1 protein-coding gene is annotated in these 18,751 nt (G+C 74.6%); it reads right to left on the bottom strand.

Going from position 1 to position 18,751, the window contains the following annotated elements; translation table 11 throughout:
• Nucleotides 1-18,739 (bottom strand): amino acid adenylation domain-containing protein (locus tag ACZ6ZQ_RS26505; RefSeq protein ID WP_469771007.1); only part of this gene is annotated, 18,739 nt, incomplete at its 3' end.
• Nucleotides 18,740-18,751: the final 12 nt, after the last annotated feature.

Genomic DNA, 18,751 nt, shown 5'->3' with positions numbered 1-18,751 from the left:
CGGGACCATCCAACCGATGCAAGAACCACAACCGACGCTGCGCAAACGACAACGGCACCCGCCCAGGCCGAACCACCCCACCCAACACCACACCACCCACGGAGTCCGCCGAGTCCGCGGAGTCCAGCCGCGCGGCGAGGCTGGAGACGGTCGGGTCCTGGAACACGTCGCGGACCGACAGCTCCGCGCCCAGGACGCTCCGGATGCGGCTCACCAGCCGGGTGGCGGTCAGGGAGTGCCCGCCCAGGTCGAAGAAGCCGTCGTCGACACCCACCACGTCCACGCCGAGCACATCGGCGAACAGCCCGCACAGGATCTCCTCCCGCGGGGTGCGCGGCCCGCGTCCGGCGCCGGCGGTGAGGGTGCGCGGAACCTTCAGGGCGGCCCGGTCCAGCTTGCCGTTGCGGGTCAGTGGCAGGTCGTCCACCAGCACCACGGCGGAGGGCAGCAGGTGCGCCGGCACCCGCTCGGCCAGGGATTCCCGCAGCCGGACCGGGTCGAGGGCGGCGCCGTGCTCGGCCACGACCAGGGCGACGAGCCGCTGTTCGTCGGTGGTCACCGCGCAGCGGGCCACGCCGGGCTCCTCACCGAGGTAGGCCTCCACCTCGGCCGGCTCGATGCGGAAGCCGCGTACCTTGACCTGGTCGTCGGCCCGGCCGATGAACTCCAGCTCACCGTCGGGGCGCCACCGCACCAGGTCACCGGTGCGGTACATGCGCTCGCCCGACGCGGCGGCGACGAACCGCTCGGCGGTCAGGGCCTGGTTGCCGAGATAGCCGCGGGCCAGGCCCGGCCCGGACACATACAGGTCGCCGATGACCCCGGCCGGTACGGGACGCAGCGCGAAGTCCAGTACGTGGACGACGGCTCCGTCGATCGGGCGGCCGATCGGCGGCACGCCCGCGTCGGGGGCCAGCGGCTCGGACATGGTCGCGCAGACGGTGCACTCGGTCGGCCCGTAGGCGTTCACCAGACGGCGGCCCGGTGCCCACCGGCGTACGACTTCGGCGGTGCAGGCGTCACCGGCAACGGTGATCATGGTGCCCGCGGGGACGGCGTCGTCCGGCAGTACGGCGAGCACAGCCGGCGGCAGGGTGACGTGGGTGATCCCCTTGTCCGCGAGGAGGGCGACCAGCCCGGGGCCCGGCAACAGCCGGTCGGAGGGGGCGAAGACCGCCGTTCCTCCGGAGAGCAGCGCGATCATCAGTTCCGAGACCGAGGCGTCGAACGTGGGCGACGCGAACTGCAGCACCTTGCTGTCCTCGTCCACCGCGAACCGCTCGATCTGGCCCGCGGCGAGGCCGGGCAGCCCCGCGTGGGTGACGACGACGGCCTTGGGGCGGCCGGTCGACCCGGAGGTGTGCACCGCGTAGGCGAGGTGACTCGCGTGCAGCGGGGCGGTGCGCTCCTCGTCGCGAACGTCGTCCGCCCCGAGCGCAGCGAGGCCGGCGACGGTGGCCGGGTCGTCGAGCACTACCTGCGGCACGCCGCTTTCCGCGAAGCCGGCGTCGGTGGTGGTGACGACGAGCACCGGGTCGGTGTCGTCGAGGACCAGCTTGATGCGCTCGGCCGGGTGAGCCAGATCGATCGGTACGAGGGCCGCGCCCGCCTTGGCGACGGCCAGCATCACGACGGGCAGCTCCAGGGAGCGGGGCAGCGCCACGGCGACGAAGCGCTCGGGGCCCGCACCTCGCGCGATGAGCAGGCGGGCCAGCCGGTTGGCGCGCTCGTTCAGTTCGGCCGCGGTCAGCGTGCTGTCCTCGAACTCCACGGCGGGGCGGGCCGGCGCGTGGGCGGCCCGCTGCTCGAACAGGTTGTGCCACAGGGCCCCGGGGGCCGCGGCCCGGCCGCGGCTGCCCACGCCGTCGGCGAGCGCCGCCTCGTCGGCGGTGAGCAGCCCGGCGCGGGCCACGGGCAGGGCGGGCTCGCTGCCGATCGTGCGCAGGATGCCGGTGAACCGCTCGGCGACCGCGGCGAGGCCCCGGTCGTCGAACAGGCCGGGGGCGCAGTCGAGCCGCAACCGCAGGACGTCGTCGGGGAGCACGGCGAGCGCCAGCGGGAAGTGCGTGGAGTCGTAGCCGTCGGTGCCCACGACCTCGAGCCCGGGCGTGACCTCGGTGACCTCGTCGCCCGCGGGGTAGTTCTCGACCACCAGGGCGGTGTCGAAGAGTTCGCCGTGGCCGGCGATCCGCTGGATCTCGGCGAGCCCGACGTGCTCGTGGGCCAGCAGGGCGGAACGCTCCGCCTGCACCCGCGCCACCAGGTCCCCCAGCCCCTCGGCCGGGTCGACCCGCACCCGCAACGGCACCGTGTTGATGAACAGGCCCACCATCGACTCGGCACCGTCGAGCTCGGCGGGACGGCCCGAAACCGTCACCCCGAACACCACGTCATCACGATTCACGAGACCGCCCAGCAGCACCGCCCACGCGGCCTGCACCACGGCACCGACCGTCACACCCCGCTCCCGCGCGAACCGCGCCACCGCGGCGGACGTCGCCGCGTCGACCGCGCTCTCCAGGCGGCGGGGTGCCTGGGCCGCGCCGTCCGTGTGGGCGGCGAGCAGGGTCGGCCCCGCAAGCCCGTCGAGCGCGGTGCGCCAGGCGTCCTCGGCGGCCTTGCGGTCGCGGCCCGCGAGCCACCGAAGGTGGTCGCGGAACGGCCTTACCGTGGGGAGCAGGTCCGGATCGCCCACCCGGTACAGCTCGATGAGCTCCTTGAGCAGGATCGGCTGGGACCAGCCGTCCCACAGCACGTGGTGGTTGGTGATGACGAACCGGAAGGTGGCGTCGTCCAGGCGCATCAGCAGGCAGCGCAGCAGCGGGCCGCGCGCGGGCTCGAAGCGGCGTACCCGGTCCTCGCCCGCGCGGCGGGTCGCCTCGGCCGGCGGGTCCTGGTGGTCGCGGAGGTCCACCTCGGTCCAGGGCAGCTCGGTCTCGCGCGGGATGACCTGGACAGGGGTGCGCACGCCGTCGAAGCGGAAGCTCGCCCGCAGGTTCGGATGACGGCCCAGCAGCGCGGTCATGGCCGCGCGCAGGCGCGCTGGGTCGAGCGCGCCGCGGAGTTCGAGCGTCGCCTGCGCGTTGTACACGTCCGGTACGTCCTGGTCCAGGACGTGGTGGAACAGCAGGCCCTCCTGCAGCGGTGCGAGCGGCAGGACGGCTTCCGGCGCGGGCCCGGTGGCCCTGAGGTGGTCCAGCTCCTCCGGGGTGAGCGTCACGTCCGCGGTGTCCACCGGGAGGGTCCGCGCCGGGCCGGCCTGGGGCGGGGTGCCGGGGCGGTGGGCGTCGCCGCCCCCGCCGCCCGGGCCGTCGCCACCGGGGCCTTCGCCGCCGCCCGGCTCGCCGCCGGTGCCGCCGGTGCCGCCGGTCAGGGTCCGCAGGGCCTCGGTCCACGCCCCGGTGAGTTCCCTGACGTCCTGTTCGGTCAGCAGCTCGCCGGCGCACGACCAGGTGGCGGTGAGCCGGGGGCCGTCGGCGTCCTCGGTCGCCACGGCGTCGAGGACGAGGACGTGGCTGAGCGGGGCGTCGAGGTCGTCGTCACCGACGCCGAGCACCTCGGGGACGAAGCCGTCGGTGTCGGCGGGTGCGCCCACGCGGCCGAGGTAGTTGAACATGATCTGCGGTTCTGCGGCACGGGCCAGGACGGGTGCCGTACGCGGGTTGAGGTAGCGCAGCAGCCCGTAGCCGACGCCTCCGTCGGGAACGGCCGTCACGGCGTCGGCGACCCCGCGCAGCGCGCTGTGGGCCGCGTCCGGCGCGTCCGGGTCACCGGTGGTGATCCGCAGCGGGTGGACGCTGGTGAACCAGCCGACGGTACGGGATAGGTCGGCGCCCTCGACGAGGTGTTCCGCCCGCCCGTGCCCCTCGACGTCCACGAGGAGGCCGGAGTCGTGACGGTGGCCGCGCGCGGCACGGCGGCGTCCGACGGCGACGGCCAGCGCGGCGAGCATCAGGTGGTCGGGGCTGCCCGCGGCCAGTACGGCGCGGGACAGGTCCGTCGGCAGGACGAGTTCGGTGCGGCGGACGGTGGCCGCGAGGTCGGCCTCGGGGTCCAGCGGCCGGGCGCCGAGCAGCGGGTCGGGGCCTTCCAGGACGGCCTTCCACAGCGGCAGTTCGGCGCGCCGGGACGCCGCCTGTTCGGTCAGGCGGTGGGCCCAGGTCCGCAGCGAGGTCGCCACGCGCGGCAACCGGGGCTGCTCTCCCTTGGCCCGGGCCAGGCATGCCGTGGCCAGGTCGGAGAGGAGGATCCGCCAGGAGACGCCGTCCACGGCGAGGTGGTGCACGGCCAGGACGAGGAGCCCCTGCTCCGCGGGCCCCCGGTCGAGCAGGACGGCCCGCACGACGGTCCCGTCGGCCGGGGAGAGCCGCGCCGTGGCGCGTGCGGCCAGCGCCCGTATGTCCTCGGTGTCGCCGTCTCCCGCACCGGTGTCGACGCACTCCAGTACGGACTCGGCCAAGACGGCGCCGCGCGGGCGTACTTCGGGCACCCAGCCGGCCTCGTCGGAGTCCAGGACGAGCCGCAGCGCGTCGTGGTGGTCGAGCAGGTCCTGCAGCGCCCCGGTGACATGCCGCCGGTCGATGTCGGCGGGCAGGCGGACGCCGACCGTCTGGGCGTGGCCGTCGACGGGTACGCCGGACTCGGCGAGCCTGACCATGATCGGGGTCAGGGGGATCTCGCCCACCCCGTCGTCGTTCGGTTCGGGCTCGGTGGCGGCGGGCTCCCCGGCGTGGGCGGCGAGCGCGGCCACGGTGCGGTGATCGAAGACGTCCCTGGTGGTCAGAGCCAGTCCGGACCGCCGGGCCCGGCCCACGAGCTGCATGGACAGGATGCTGTCGCCGCCCAGGCCGAAGAAGTCGTCCTCGACGCCGACGTCCGGGACGCCGAGCACCTCGGCGAACAGCGTCCGCAGCAGGGCCTCCTGTTCGGTGAGGGGGGCGCGGGAGCCGGTGGCCGCGGCCTGTTCCGGGGCGGGCAGCGCGGTGCGGTCGAGCTTGCCGCTGCTGGTCAGCGGCAGCTCGGGCAACGCGACCACCGTGGCGGGCACCAGGTGGTCGGGCAGCCGCTGGGCCAGGTAGGCGCGCAGGTCCTGGTCGGCGGGTCCCGACAGCACGGCGTAGCCGACCAGGCGCCGGTCCCCCCGCCGGTCCTCGCGCACCACGGCCACCGCGGCCGTGACCGCCGGGTGGGTCTCCAGGGCGGCCTCCACCTCGCGCGGCTCGATGCGGAATCCGCGGAGCTTCACCTGCTGGTCGGACCGGCCGGCGAACTCCATGCGGCCGTCGGGGCGCCGCCTGGCCAGGTCACCGGTGCGGTACAGCCGGTCGCCGGGGGCTCCGAACGGGTCGGCGACGAAGCGTTCGGCGGTGAGGTCCGGCCTGTTCAGGTAGCCGCGGGCCAGCTGCGGACCGGCGATGTAGAGCTCGCCCACGGCGCCGGGGCCGACCGGCCGCAGGGCGGCGTCGAGCAGGTGGACACGGGTGTTGAGCAACGGCCGGCCCAGGTGGGGGGCGGTGCCGGACTCGATCGTGGCGCCGGTGGCGTCGACGGTGCACTCGGTGGGGCCGTACAGGTTCCAGGCGGTCGCACGGGACGCGGCGAGCGCCTCCCAGGCGGGCGCCGCGATCTCCTCGCCGCCGAGCGCGATCACGGCCGGGTGGTGGCCGTCGCCCAGGAAGCCGGCGTCCACGAGCCGTTCGAAGTAGGTCGGCGTGACCTGTACGTAGTCCAGGCGGAACTCGTCGACGTGGGCGACGACGGCGTACGGATCGGTCCGTGTCGCCTCGTCCAGTACGTGCAGTTCGTGGCCGGCGACCATCCAGAGCAGCGGGTTCCACGCGGCGTCGAACGTGGCGGGGCTGACGTGGCCGACCCGCAGGGTCCGCTCCCGCCCCGGCACGAACAGGGCTTCGCTGTGTGCCGCGAACAGGTTGACAAGGGCGGACTGAGGGACGACGACGCCCTTCGGCGCACCGGTCGAGCCGGAGGTGTAGACGACATAGGCAGGATGTTCGGTCCGCACCCCGCGCTCACCCGGGTCCTCGGCGCCGGCGTCCGCGAGGGCGCGAACGGTCCGCGGGTCGTCGAGCACGATCAGCTCGGCATCCTCGACGTCACAGCCGTCCGCCCCGGCACGGGTGGTGACGATCGCGAAGGGGGCCGCCTCGCGCAGGATGCGCGCGGTGCGCTCGGCGGGCTGGGCGGGGTCGACCGGTACGTACGCGGCACCGGACTTGAGTACCGCGAGGATCGTGACGATCCACTCCTCGGTACGCGGCAGCAGCACGGCGACGTACCGCTCGGGGCCGGCGCCCGCCTCGATCAGCGCGTGGGCGAGGCGGTTGGCCCGCTCGTCCAGTTCGGCGAAGGTCAGCGATCCGCGGCCGGTGACCAGGGCCACGGAGTGGGGCGCACGGGCGACCGTGCTCCTGAAGAGGTCGGCAACGGTGCCGTTCGGTGTCTCGCCCGCCGTGCCGTTCCACTCCACGATCTGCTGCCTTTCGTTCATTGCCGGACGTTCTGCCTGTGCTACGGGGGTCCGCGGTGCGGCCGCGGTCAGCCGGACGATCCGGGCCAGCCGGGCGGCGATGGCCCCGGCCTCGTCGATGTCGTAGGCGCCGGATGGGTGGCGGAGCTGGAAGCGCAGCCGGGCTCCGGGTGCCACGGTGAGGGTGACGGGGTAGTGGCCGGCGTTGCTGATGTCCGCCGGTCCCAGGCTCAGGCCGCTGCGGGCGGCGATGCCGGCGAGCGCGTCCGCGTCCACCGGGTAGTTCTCGAAGACCGTGGTGGTGTCGAAGAGTTCGCCGTGGCCGGCGATCCGCTGGATCTCGGCGAGCCCGACGTGCTCGTGGGCCAGCAGGGCGGAACGCTCCGCCTGCACCCGCGCCACCAGGTCCCCCAGCCCCTCGGCCGGGTCGACCCGCACCCGCAACGGCACCGTGTTGATGAACAGGCCCACCATCGACTCGGCACCGTCGAGCTCGGCGGGACGGCCCGAAACCGTCACCCCGAACACCACGTCATCACGATTCACGAGACCGCCCAGCAGCACCGCCCACGCGGCCTGCACCACGGCACCGACCGTCACACCCCGCTCCCGCGCGAACCGCGCCACCGCGGCGGTGTCCTCCTCGGACAGTTCACTGATCGTCTGCGCGGGGTCGGCGGACGTGTGGCCGGGCACCAGGAGGGTCGGCCCGGGCAGCCCGTCCAGGGCGGTGCGCCACGCCTCCGCGGCGGCCTTGCGGTCCTGGCCCGCGAGCCACCGCAGGTGGTCGCGGAAAGGCCGTACCGCGGGCAGCGCGCCCGGGCCGCCGGTCCCGTACAGCTGGAGCAGGTCGTGGAAGAGCACCGGCATCGACCAGCCGTCGAGCAGGATGTGGTGCAGGGTCAGCAGGAGCCGGTGCCGGTTCTGCGCCGACCGCAGCAGCGCGAAGCGCAGCAGCGGCGGCCGGGTCAGGGAGAAGCCCTGCTCCCGCTCGCCGCGGGCGGTCTTCTCCAGGGCGCTGTCCCGGTCGGCCGGAGACAGCCCGGTCAGGTCGGTGTACGTCCAGGGCACGGGGACGCGCCCCGGCAGCACCTGCACGGGCCGGTCGAGCCCCTCGTGCCGGAAGCCGGCCCGCAGGTTCGTGTGACGGTCCAGCAGGGCCTCGGCGGCCGCCTTGAACCGCTCGACGTCCAGCGGCCCGTCCAGGTCCACCGCACACTGCACGACGTAGTCCTCGTCGAGGGCTCCGTGGTGCACGTGGTGGAAGAACAGCCCTTGCTGGAGCGGCGAGAGCGGCAGGACGTCCTCCAGGTCCGGGTACAGCCCGCGCAGGGTGGCGAGGTCGCCGGCGGTGATGCCGGGGGCGGACACGTCCGGGGTCGTCAGTACACCCTGGTGGGAGGAGAGCTCGCGGAGGGCGGCGAACCACCGCTGCGCCAGGTCCTGTGCTGCTCCGGCTGCCAGCAGCTCTCCCGCCCAGGTCCAGGTGGCGGTCAGGCTGGGGCCGTCCTCGCCGTCCAGGACGACCGCGTCCAGCGCGACGGCGTGGGACAGCGGGGTGGCCGCATCCTGCTCGTCCAGGGCGGCACCCTCGTCGGCGGTGGACGTCCAGAAGCCGTCCTGGGCCGCGCTCACCCGGCCGAGGTAGTTGAAACCGAAGTCGGGGCGGGCGAGCCGTGCCAGCCGGGCGCCGGTGGCGGCGTTGAGGTGGCGCAGCAGCCCGTGGCCGATGCCCTGGTCGGGCACGTCCCGTACGCGTTCCTTGACCGCGGTGAGGACCTCGTCCAGGTCACGTCCCGCGGGCAGGAGGAGCGGATGCAGGGAAGTGAACCAGCCGACGGTCCTGGAGAGGTCCGCGCCGGGCAGGACGGCTTCGGCGCGGCCGTGGCTCTCGACCTCGACCAGCACTCCGGGCCGCTCGCGGTCCCAGTCGGACACCGCGAGGACCAGGCCCGCGAGCAGCAGTTCGTTCGGGTCGCAGCGCAGCCGGCCCGTCGCGTCCAGGAGCGGCGCGGTGACGTCGGGCGGCAAGGTCAGTACGAGCCGTCCCGCTGTCCCGAGGACATCGCGGGCGGGGTCGAGGGCGCGACCGCCGACGGGTACGAGGTCGGCGTCGGCGCGCTGGACCCACGGGCCCAGTTCCGCCTCGCGGGCCGGTTCAAGGGCCAGCTCCCGCAGGCCGTTCGCCCAGGTGCGCAGCGACGTCGGCACCGGTGCGAGCCGCGCCTCGCCTCCCTCGCGCAGGGCCTGCCACGCCTCGGCCAGGTCGGGCAGCAGGATGCGCCAGGACACCCCGTCGACGGCGATGTGGTGGGCCACGAGGAGCAGTCGGCCCGGCTCGGTACCGCGGTCGAACCAGACGGCCTGCAGCACCTCGCCCCGTTCGGGGGCGAGCCGGGCGCGGGCCTCGGCGGCCTCCCGGGTGATGAGGTCGCGCAGGACGGTGCCCCCGGCGCCGGCGGCGTCGACCCGGCGCACTTGGCGCCGCGCGTCGAGCGTGCCGGGCGCCAGCACCCGCAGCCGCCACTCCGGTGAGGTCGTCAGGGACAGGCGCAGGGCGTCGTGGTGGTCGACGAGCGCGGCGACGGCGGCGGTCAGTTCACCGAGCCCCAGCCCCGCGGGCACGGGGACGGCGACGGACTGGTGGAAGGTGCTGGTGGGGCCGCCCAGTTCGCGCCACCGGTGGACGACGGGCGTCAGCGGTACGTCACCGACGTCCGGGCCCGAGGACGTGGCCACCGGCGCGGGAACGAGTGCGGCGAGCGCGGCCGGAGTGGGGTTCTCGAACAGGTCCCGGGTGCTGAGGGCGAGTCCGGCCCTGCGTGCCGCGTTGACCAGCTGGATGGACAGGATGCTGTCGCCGCCGAGGTCGAAGAAGCCGTCGTCGGCACCGACCGGGCCGGTGGACAGCACCTGGGCGAACAGGTCGCACAGCAGTTGCTCGCGGGCGTCGCGCGGTGCGCGCCCCCGGGACGCGGAAGTCTCCGGGCGCGGCAGGGCGCGCCGGTCGACCTTGTCGTTGACGTTCAGCGGCAGCGCGTCGAGCACCATGCAGGCGGAGGGCAGCAGGTAGGCGGGCAGTCGCTGGGCCAGCCAGCCCTGCAGTTCCGCGGCGTCGACGGTCTTGCCCTGCTCCGGCACCGCGTACGCCACCAGGCGCCGGTCGCCGGGGACGTCCTCGCGTACGACGGCCACGGTCTGCGCCACGGCGGGGTGGGCGGCGAGTGCCGTCTCGACCTCGCCCAGCTCGATGCGGAAGCCCCGCAGCTTCACCAGGTCGTCGGTGCGGCCGAGGAACTCGATCGCGCCCTGCTGGTTCCAGCGCACGCGGTCGCCCGTCCGGTACATCCGCTCGCCCGACGGCGCGGGCTCGCCCGGCGCCGGGAAGGGGCAGGCGACGAAGCGTTCGGCGGAGAGCGCCGCCCGCTGGTGGTAGCCGCGGGCCAGGCCGCCGGCGATGTACAGCTCGCCCAGGACACCGGGTGGCACGGGGCGCAGGCGCTCGTCCAGGACGTACAGCCGCTTGCCGTCGAAGGGCCGGCCGATGGGCACGGGGCCGGATCCGGGCTGCTGCTCGCAGTCCCAGATCGCCGCGCCGACGGTGGCTTCGGTGGGGCCGTAGCCGTTGAGTATCCGCCGGCCGGGCAGCCAGCGGTGCACCAGGCCGGGCGGCAGCACGTCGCCGTTGAGGGTGAGGGTGACGCCGTCCGGCAGGCTGTCGTCGGGCAGGCCGGCGACCACGGCGGGCTGCACCGCGACATGGGTGACCGCAGCGTCGCGTACGAAGTCGGCGAGGTCCTGTCCGAGCGGGGTGTCCTTCGGGGCGAGCACCAGGGTCGCGCCGGAGAGCAGTGCGCAGAAGGAGTCCCACAGCGAGGTGTCGAAGCTGGTGGACACCAGCTGGAGGACCCGGCTCCCGGTGCCGAGGCCGAGCACCGACCGCTGGAGGGCGGAGAGCGCCGCGATGCCGGTGTGCGGGGTGACGACTCCCTTGGGTACGCCGGTGGAGCCGGAGGTGTAGATGACGTAGGCCGCGTGGTCGTGCCGCAGCGGCGCCACCCGGTCGGCGTCGGTGAGGTCGCCCGCCGGAAGGCCGCGCAGGGTGTCGGCGAGTGCGGGGCTGTCGACGAGCAGGCAGTCGGCTCCGGCCTCGCGCAGCGGCGGGGCCAGTTCGGCCAGGGTGAGTACGGGGTGGGGCGCACAGTCGCCGAGCATGAAGCCGATGCGCTCCGCCGGGTAGGCGGGGTCGATGGGCAGGAACGCGGCGCCGGCCTTGGCCACAGCGAGCCAGGACACGACCCACTCTGCTGAGCGCGGCAGGGAGACACCGACGAAACGGTCGGGGCCCGCACCGAGTGCGACGAGGTGGCGCGCCAGCCGGTTGGCACGCTCGTTGAGCTCGCGGTAGGTGAGCGTCTCGCCGTCGAGGCCCTGCACCACGGCGGGGGCGTCGGGCGCTTGGGCGGCCTGCGCCTCGAACAGCTCGGGCAGGGTGTGCGGGCCGGGCCCGGGGGTGCCGGCGCCCCACTGCTCTAGGATGGTGGCGCGTTCCCGGTCGCCGAGGACGTCGACGGTGTCGACGGGGGCGTCGGGGTGCGCGGCCAGGGCGCCGATGACCCGGACGAGGCGTTCGGCGACGGAACGCGCGGTGACCTCGTCGAACAGGTCGGCGCGGTAGTCGAGTTCGCCGTGCAGGCCGCCACCCCGGCCGGCCTCGGCGAGGGTGAAGCCGAGGTCGAACTTCGCGAGCCCGGTGGGCACCTCCTGCACCGTGACGCCCAGGTCCTCGAACCCGGTGAGCGAGTCCACGACGGCTTGGGCGGGCGCGTCGTCGAAGGTGAACATCACCTGGAACAGCGGGTGCCGGGAGAGCGACCGGGTCGGGCTCAGCACCTCCACCAGCCGTTCGAAGGGGAGGTCCTGGTTGGCGAGGGCCCGCAGGTTGGTTTCCCGGCCGGTGGCCAGCAGGTCACGGAAGGAGGGGGCGCCGGAGAGGTCGGTGCGCAGGACGACCGTGTTGACGAAGGCGCCGACGGCACCGTGGTACGTCTCGTCGGTGCGGCCTGCCACGGGGGCGCCCACGGGGATGTCGGTGCCGCCGCCGAGGCGGGACAGCAGTACGGCCGCGGCCGTCTGGAGCGCGACGAACGGGGTGGTGTTGGCGGCGGCGGCCAGCGCGGCCAGCTGCCGGTAGGGCTCCTCGGGTACGGCGAAGGACACCTTGCCGCCGCGGTCGGACACCGCGGAGCCGCGCGACCGGTCCAGCGGCAGCGGGATCTCCTCCGGCAGCCCGGCCAGTGCGTCGCGCCAGTGCTCCAGCTGCCGGGACGCGACGCTGTCCGGGTCGTCCTCGCTGCCGAGCAGGGCGGCCTGCGCGAGGGTGTGGTCCGCGTACTGCGGGGCGGGGGCGGCCCAGACGGGGGCGGTGGAGCGCCGGCGGGCGGCGAAGGCGTGCGCCAGGTCGGCCAGCAGCGGGGCGACGGACCAGCCGTCGCCCGCGATGTGGTGGGCCACCAGCAGCAGCACGTGCTCCGTGGGACCGAGGCGGAACAGGACGGCCCGGAAGGGGCGTTCACCGGCGAGCGTGAAGGGGCGCAGTGCCTCCTCGCGCAGCCGCTCGTCCAGCTCCTCGGCGCTCACGTCGAGCGGGGTGAGCGGGAGCGGCCCGGGGGTGTGCGGCCGGACGACCTGGTAGGGGCCGTCGTGGTCCTGGGCGAACTCCGTGCGCAGGATCTCGTGTCGGGCGACGATGTCGGAGAGCGCGGCGGCGAGTGCGCCGGTGTCCAGCGCGCCCGAGACCCGCAGCGCCATCGGCATGTTGTAGGTGGTGCGGGAGGATTCGAGCTGGTGCAGGAACCACAGGCGGCGCTGGGCGTGTGACATCGGGATGCGGTCGGGACGCTCGGCGGGGCTGCCCGGCGCGGCCGCGACGGACTCGGCGCGGGCGAGCACGGCGGCCAGCGCGGCCGGGGTGGGGGCGTCGAAGACGTCCCGGACACCGATCCGCACGCCAAGGGTGCTGCGGACCCGGCCCACGAGCCGGGTGGCCATCAGTGAGTGGCCGCCCAGGTCGAAGAAGCCTTCGTCGGGCCCGACGGATTCGAGGCCGAACAGCTCGGCGAACAGGGCGCAGAGGGCTTCCTCGCGGTGGCCTCGCGGCGCCCGGCCGGTGGGCCGTGCCTCGGCCTCGGGGGCGGGCAGGGCCTTCAGGTCCAGCTTGCCGTTGGGCGACAGGGGCAGGTCGGGCACGAGCTGGAAGGCCTGCGGGACGGCGTAGCGCGGCAGTGACTTCAGGGCGTGGGCGCGCAGCTCCTCGGGGCCGGGGGCGCCGTCTTCGCGTACGACGACGTAGGCGACCAGCCGGTCGTCCCGTACCGTGACGCCCGCCCGGGCGACGCCGGTGTGCTCGCCCAGGACGGCCTCGACCTCGCCGGGCTCGACGCGGAAGCCCCGTACGTTGATCTGGTTGTCCACCCGGCCCAGGTACTCCACGAGTCCGTCGGGCCGGCGGCGCACCAGGTCGCCGGTGCGGTAGGCACGTGCGCCGGGCGGTCCGAACGGGCAGGCCACGAACCGATCGGCGGTCAGGTCGGGGCGGCCGAGGTAGCCGCGGGCCAGTCCCTCACCGGCGAGGTACAGCTCCCCGGGCACGCCCGCCGGGACCGGGCGCAGGGCGTGGTCCAGGATGTGGGCGCCGGTGGCACGCACCGGCCGGCCGATGACCGGGCGGCGGGCGTCGGCGAGGTCCGCGGCGAGCGCGTCGACGGTGAACTCGGTGGGTCCGTAGAGGTTGTGCGCCTCCAGGCCCGGCACCGACCGCAGACGGGTCCACAGCCGCTCACCGGCGGCTTCGCCGCCGAGCAGCAGGATCGAGGGGGCGGTGGGGCCGTCGAGCAGCCCTTCTTCGAGCAGCACCTCCGCGTAGGAGGGGGTGACGTCGAGGACGTCGGCGCCGGTGGCCCGGAGGTAGCCGACGACCGCGGCGGCGTCGCGCCGGGTGGCGTCACCGAGCAGGTGCAGCTCGTGCCCTGCCAGCATCCAGATCAGGGCCTCCCACGACGTGTCGAAGGACAGCGGCGCGGTGAGGACGAAGCGCAGCGGGCGTCCGTGGGGCCGCTGGACGTGCGGGCCCGCAAGTGCCTCGTGGTGCTGGGCGATGAGGTTGCGTACGCCCCTGTGCTCGATCACGACTCCCTTGGGGCGCCCGGTGGATCCCGAGGTGAAGAGCACGTAGGCGGCGTCGGCGGGCGTGAGGGGCCGGATGCGGTCGGCGTCGGTGACGGGGTCGTCCGCCTGCTGTTCCACGACGGCCCGCGTGTCGGGGTCCTGGAGGTCGACCACGGTGGTGCCGCCGGTGTCGTGGGCGGTTCCCGCCGTGAGGACGAGTACGGGTTCGGTCTCCGTCAGCAGGCGCTCGATCCGGGCCGGCGGAAGGTCGGGCTCCATGGGCAGGTACGCCGCGCCCGACTTCAGCACCGCGAGCAGGGCCACCACCAGGTCCGCGCGGCGGGGCAGCAGGAGGCCGACGACGGTGCCGGGCCCGGCGCCCCGGGCGATCAGGTGGCGGGCGAGACGGTTGGCCCGGGCGTCCAGCGCGGCGAACGTCAGGGGCGGCTCGCCCTCGGCGACCAGGGCGGTGGCGTCCGGAGTGGCGGCGGCCTGCCGTTCCAGCAGCTCGCCGACGTTGAGGTCGAGCGGCGGGTGTTCGGTGTTGTCGCCCGCGGCGATGGCGTCCCGGTGTTCCCGCGGGGTGAGGACGCCGAGGCGGCCGAGCGTCAGCGAAGGCGTCTCGGCGATGGCGGCGAGCACTTGGGCGACACGTTCCAGGACGGTCGCGGCCGCGGCGGGCCCGTCCTCGCCGGCGCGGCGTTCGAGCTGGAGGACGAGTTCGTCGCCGAGCAGGACAGTGAGGGCCAGGGGGTAGTGGGTGGAGTCGCGGAAGCCGGTGCCGGTGATGCGTACGCCCGCCGCGTTGGCGGCGGAGGCCAGTTCGCGCTGTCCGGCCGGCTGGTTCTCCACCACGAGGAGGGTGTCGAACAGCCGCTCCACGTCCACGGTGCGCTGGATCTCCGCGAGCCCGAGGTGCTGGTGCGCGAGGAGCGCGCCCTGTTCGGCCTGCGTCCGGACCAGGAGGTCCAGCAGTGTTTCGCGGGGGGTCCAGGTCACCCGCACCGGCACGGTGTTGGCGAACAGGCCGACCATGCCCGCATGCCCCTCCAGCTCGGCGGGGCGGCCGGCGACAGTACTGCCGAACACGACGTCGGTGCGGCCCGTGAGCTGGCCGAGGACCAGTGCCCAGGCTCCGTGCACAACGGAGGCGACGGTCAGTCCGGCGGCACGGGCGCGCTGCTCCAGCCGCTCCGTGAGCCGGGGGGTCAGGCGAATCTCGGCCTGCTCGGACGGGTGCTCGGCACCGGTGGTGCCGGGTGCGACGAGCGTGGGCTCCACGGGCCCGGTCAGGGCCTGGCGCCAGGCGTCGGCTGCCGCGTCCCGGTCCCGTGCGCCCAGCAGACGGAGGTGTTCGCTGAAGGGAACGGGCGGGGCGGGCTCGCGGGTGGCGTCGCCGTCGGCGACGTACAGGTGCAGCAGTTCGCGCAGCAGGACGGGCAGGGACCAGCCGTCCAGCAGGAGATGGTGGTAGGTGAGGACCAGGCGGTGGTGCGTGGCGTCCAGGGTGACCAGGCGCATCCGCAGCAGAGGGGGTACGGCCGGGTCGAAGGGCGCGGTGCGGTCCTCCTCGGCGGCGTCCCGCGCGGCGTCCTCGCGCTCCTGTCCGGCGAGGGCGGACAGGTCGCTGTGGTGCCACGGGACGGGTACCCCGGGCGCGCAGAACGCCACGGGGGTGCTGAGCCCCTCGTGCAGGAACGCGGCACGCAGGTTGGCGTGGCGGTCCAGGATCCGGGCGACGGCGGTACGCATCCGGCCGGGCTCGACCGTGCCTTCGAGGTCCAGGGAGCTCTGCACCACGTAGGCGTCGGGGCCGTCCAGCAGGCCCAGGAACAGCAGGCCCTCCTGGAGCGGGGTCACGGGCAGGATCTCGCCCTCGCCGCGTTCCGCCAGGAGCGCGGCCGCCTCGTCGTCGGGCAGCGGGTTACGCAGTACGGCGGAGCCGACCTGGTCCTCGGTGCCGTCGCCCCCGGCCGCGACGGCGGCGAGCGCGGCGGGGGTGCGGTGCTGGAAGACGTCCCGGGCGCTCAGCACGATCCCGGCCTTGCGGGCCCGCCCGACGAGGCGCAGGGCCTTGATGCTGTCCCCGCCCAGGTCGGGGAAACCGTCCTCGGCCGAGACCGAGTCGAGGCCCAGTACCTCGGCGAACAGTTCGCACAGCACCGTCTCGTCCCGCCCGACGGGCGCGCGTCCGGACACGGTGGTGAACTCCGGGGCCGGCAGCGCACGCCGGTCGGTCTTGCCGCTGGGCGTGAGCGGGAACGCGTCCAGCACCATGACCGCGGCAGGTACCGCGTAGTCGGGCAGCACGGTGACGGCGTGCCGCCTGACGTCGGCCGGGTCGGGCCGGTCCGCCTCCGCCACCGGGATGACGTACCCGACCAGTTGCCCGTCGCCGCCGGTGCCGTGCACGACGGCGGCCGCCTCGGCCACTCCCGGCGCGCCCCTCAGCGCTGCCTCCACCTCGGCCAGTTCGACGCGGTTGCCGCGCAGCTTGACCTGGGCGTCGGTACGGCCCACGTAGGTGAGGTTGCCGTCCGCGCGCATCCGCACCCGGTCGCCGGTGCGGTACATCCGGGCGCCCCCGGCGCCGGCGACGAACCGCTCGGCGGTCAGGTCGGGACGGCCCAGGTAGCCACGGGCAAGGCCCGCACCGGCCAGGTAGAGCTCTCCCACCTCACCGGCGCGTACCGGCCGGAGCTGGTCATCGAGGGCCAGGGCCGTGGTGTTGTGGATGGGCGTTCCGAGGCTGACGTCGGACCCGGCGCAGACGGCGGCCAGGCTGTCGCCGGTGGCCTCGGACGAGCCGTAGAGGTTCAGCAGACGGGTGTCGGGGAGGACTTCGGCCACCCGGGCGGCCAGTTCGGCGGGCAGCGCCTCACCACTGCTCACCAGCACCTCGCAGGCGCGCAGCAGATGGGCCTGGTCGCTGTCGAGCAATGCCGACAGCAGGCTCGGTACGAGGCTCACGCGGCCTACGCGGTGCCGGTCGACCAGCTCGATGATGTCCTCGGCCGCCGACAGCGAAGTGTCGGACGCGAGGACGAGCGGGTTGCCGTGCAGGAGCGCGCCGAACAGTTCGGTGGTGCCGTCGATGAAGCTCAGCGAGGTCTTGCCGAGCACGGACCGTCCGGCCGGGAGGGGGTGGGCCGCGCCGAACCAGTGGACGCGGTTGAGCGCTCCGCCGTGCAGGCCCACCACTCCCTTGGGCCGCCCGGTGGAGCCGGAGGTGTGGATGACGTAGGCGGCCGAGTCCGCGGTGACGGCCGGGCGTTCCGGCCCGGCCAGGTCGGCGGTGGACTCGGTGGACAGCGTGTCCAGCACTTCGGCGTCGTCCAGGACGACGACGTGGGCGGAGCCGGCCGGGAGTTCCCCGGCGAGCCGAGCGGTGGTGATGACGAGCGGGGGCCGTGCGTCGCTCAGCACGTGGGCGGTGCGCTCGGCCGGGTAGGCCGGGTCGAGCGGCAGGTAGGCGGCTCCGGCCTTGAGGACGGCGAGCACCGCCGTCACCTGCTCCGGGGAGCGGGGCAGGTAGAGGCCGACCACCGATTCGGGGCCCGCCCCCTGTGCGCGGAGGTGACGGGCCAGCCGGTTGGCGGCGGCGTTCAGTTCGCCGGCCGTGATCGAGCGGGTGCCGTGGACGAGGGCGACCGCGTCCGGCGCGCCCGCGGCCCGCTCCTCGAAGGCCCCGGCAAGGCCGTCGATGCCGGCCGGGCGCACGGCGGGCTCACCCTGCAGCGGCTTGGTGCGGGTACCACCGGGCTGCGGGTCGGTGGAGCCCAGCCGGCGGCCGGGATCGGCGGCGGCGCGCTGAAGATAGTGGGTGAGGCTGTCGCGGAGGTCGGCCAGTTCGTCCTCGCGGTAGGCGTCCCCGTCGGCGTGCAGATCCAGGGCCAGGCCGCCGTCGCCGTCGGCCTCGCCGTGGATGTTGACGGCCAGTCCGCGCACCGGCCCGGTGGACAGCTGGTCGGTGACGGCCTCGGCCTCGCCGAAGCGTATGCCCCGGGCGAAGGTCATCACGTTGAGCATCAGACCGCCGAATCCGCCGGTCCCGCTCGACCTGCCGAGTTCACGGTGCAGGTCCTCGCCGCGGTAGCGCTGGTGGCGCAGCAGTGAGCCCACCGAGCGCCTCACCTCGCCGACCAGTTCGTCGAGGGTCGTCCAGCGGCTGACGGTGAGGCGCAGCGGCAGCTCGTTGGCGAGCATGCCGGGGGTGGTGAGCGCCGTGCGGCCCAGCCGGGCGGTCACCGGCAGGCCGAGCACGATCTCGTCCTCGCCCGTCGTGGCCCTGCGGTGCGCCACGGCCAGCGCGATCGCCATGGCGGTCCACGGAACGCCGGCCGCCCGCGCCGCTTCGCGGAGGGGGCGCGTCTGCTCCTGACTGAGGCGTCCGCGGCTGTGGAGGGCCGGCTTGGAGGCGCCGAGTGACCGTGCCTGGGGGGTGGTCAGGCCGGTCATCGTCTCCAGCCAGTACCGCCGGTCGCGCTCACGGCTGCTGGAGGAGGCGTACGCGAGGTCCTGCTCGACGAGTGCGGCGAGGGTGCCCGCCGTCGACGGCGGGACGGGCATCCCGGCGGCCAGCGCCGTGTAGATCTCGGCGATCCTCGCGGTGTGCAGGCTCTGGCCGAAGCCGTCGAGCAGCGCGTGGTGGTAGCTCAGGAAGAGCCGGAAGCGGTGGCTCCCGAGGTGCAGCAGCGCATGGGAGATGAGGGGTGCCGACCCGAGCATCGCCGGGGCCTCGGCCAGCCGCGCAGCCGCCCATGCGTCGGCTGCGGCGGCCGGGTCGGGGTGTCCGCCGAGGTCGACCACCGTCAGCTCGCGTGCGGACCGTGCCTCCTCGGAGGACAAGATGTGCTGCATCAGCCGGTCGTCATGCTCGGTGAACCGCACCCGCAGTGCTTCGGCGTCATCGACGGCGCGTGCCACGGCCCGGCCGAGCAGCTCGGGGTCGACGGGCCCCGAGAGTTCGAGTACGGCCGCGCAGTGGAAGGCCGTGGCATCCGCGTCGAGTTCCTCGGCGACGCGGATGCCACGCTGCGCGGCCGTGGCGGGCAGGGGGACGAAGCCCGTGCGGCGAGTGTTCACAGTGCATGCTCC

This window comes from Streptomyces sp. NPDC053673, assembly GCF_055585225.1.
The sequence above is the reverse complement of the archived record's forward strand: the minus strand, read 5'-3'. Positions and strand labels throughout refer to the sequence as shown.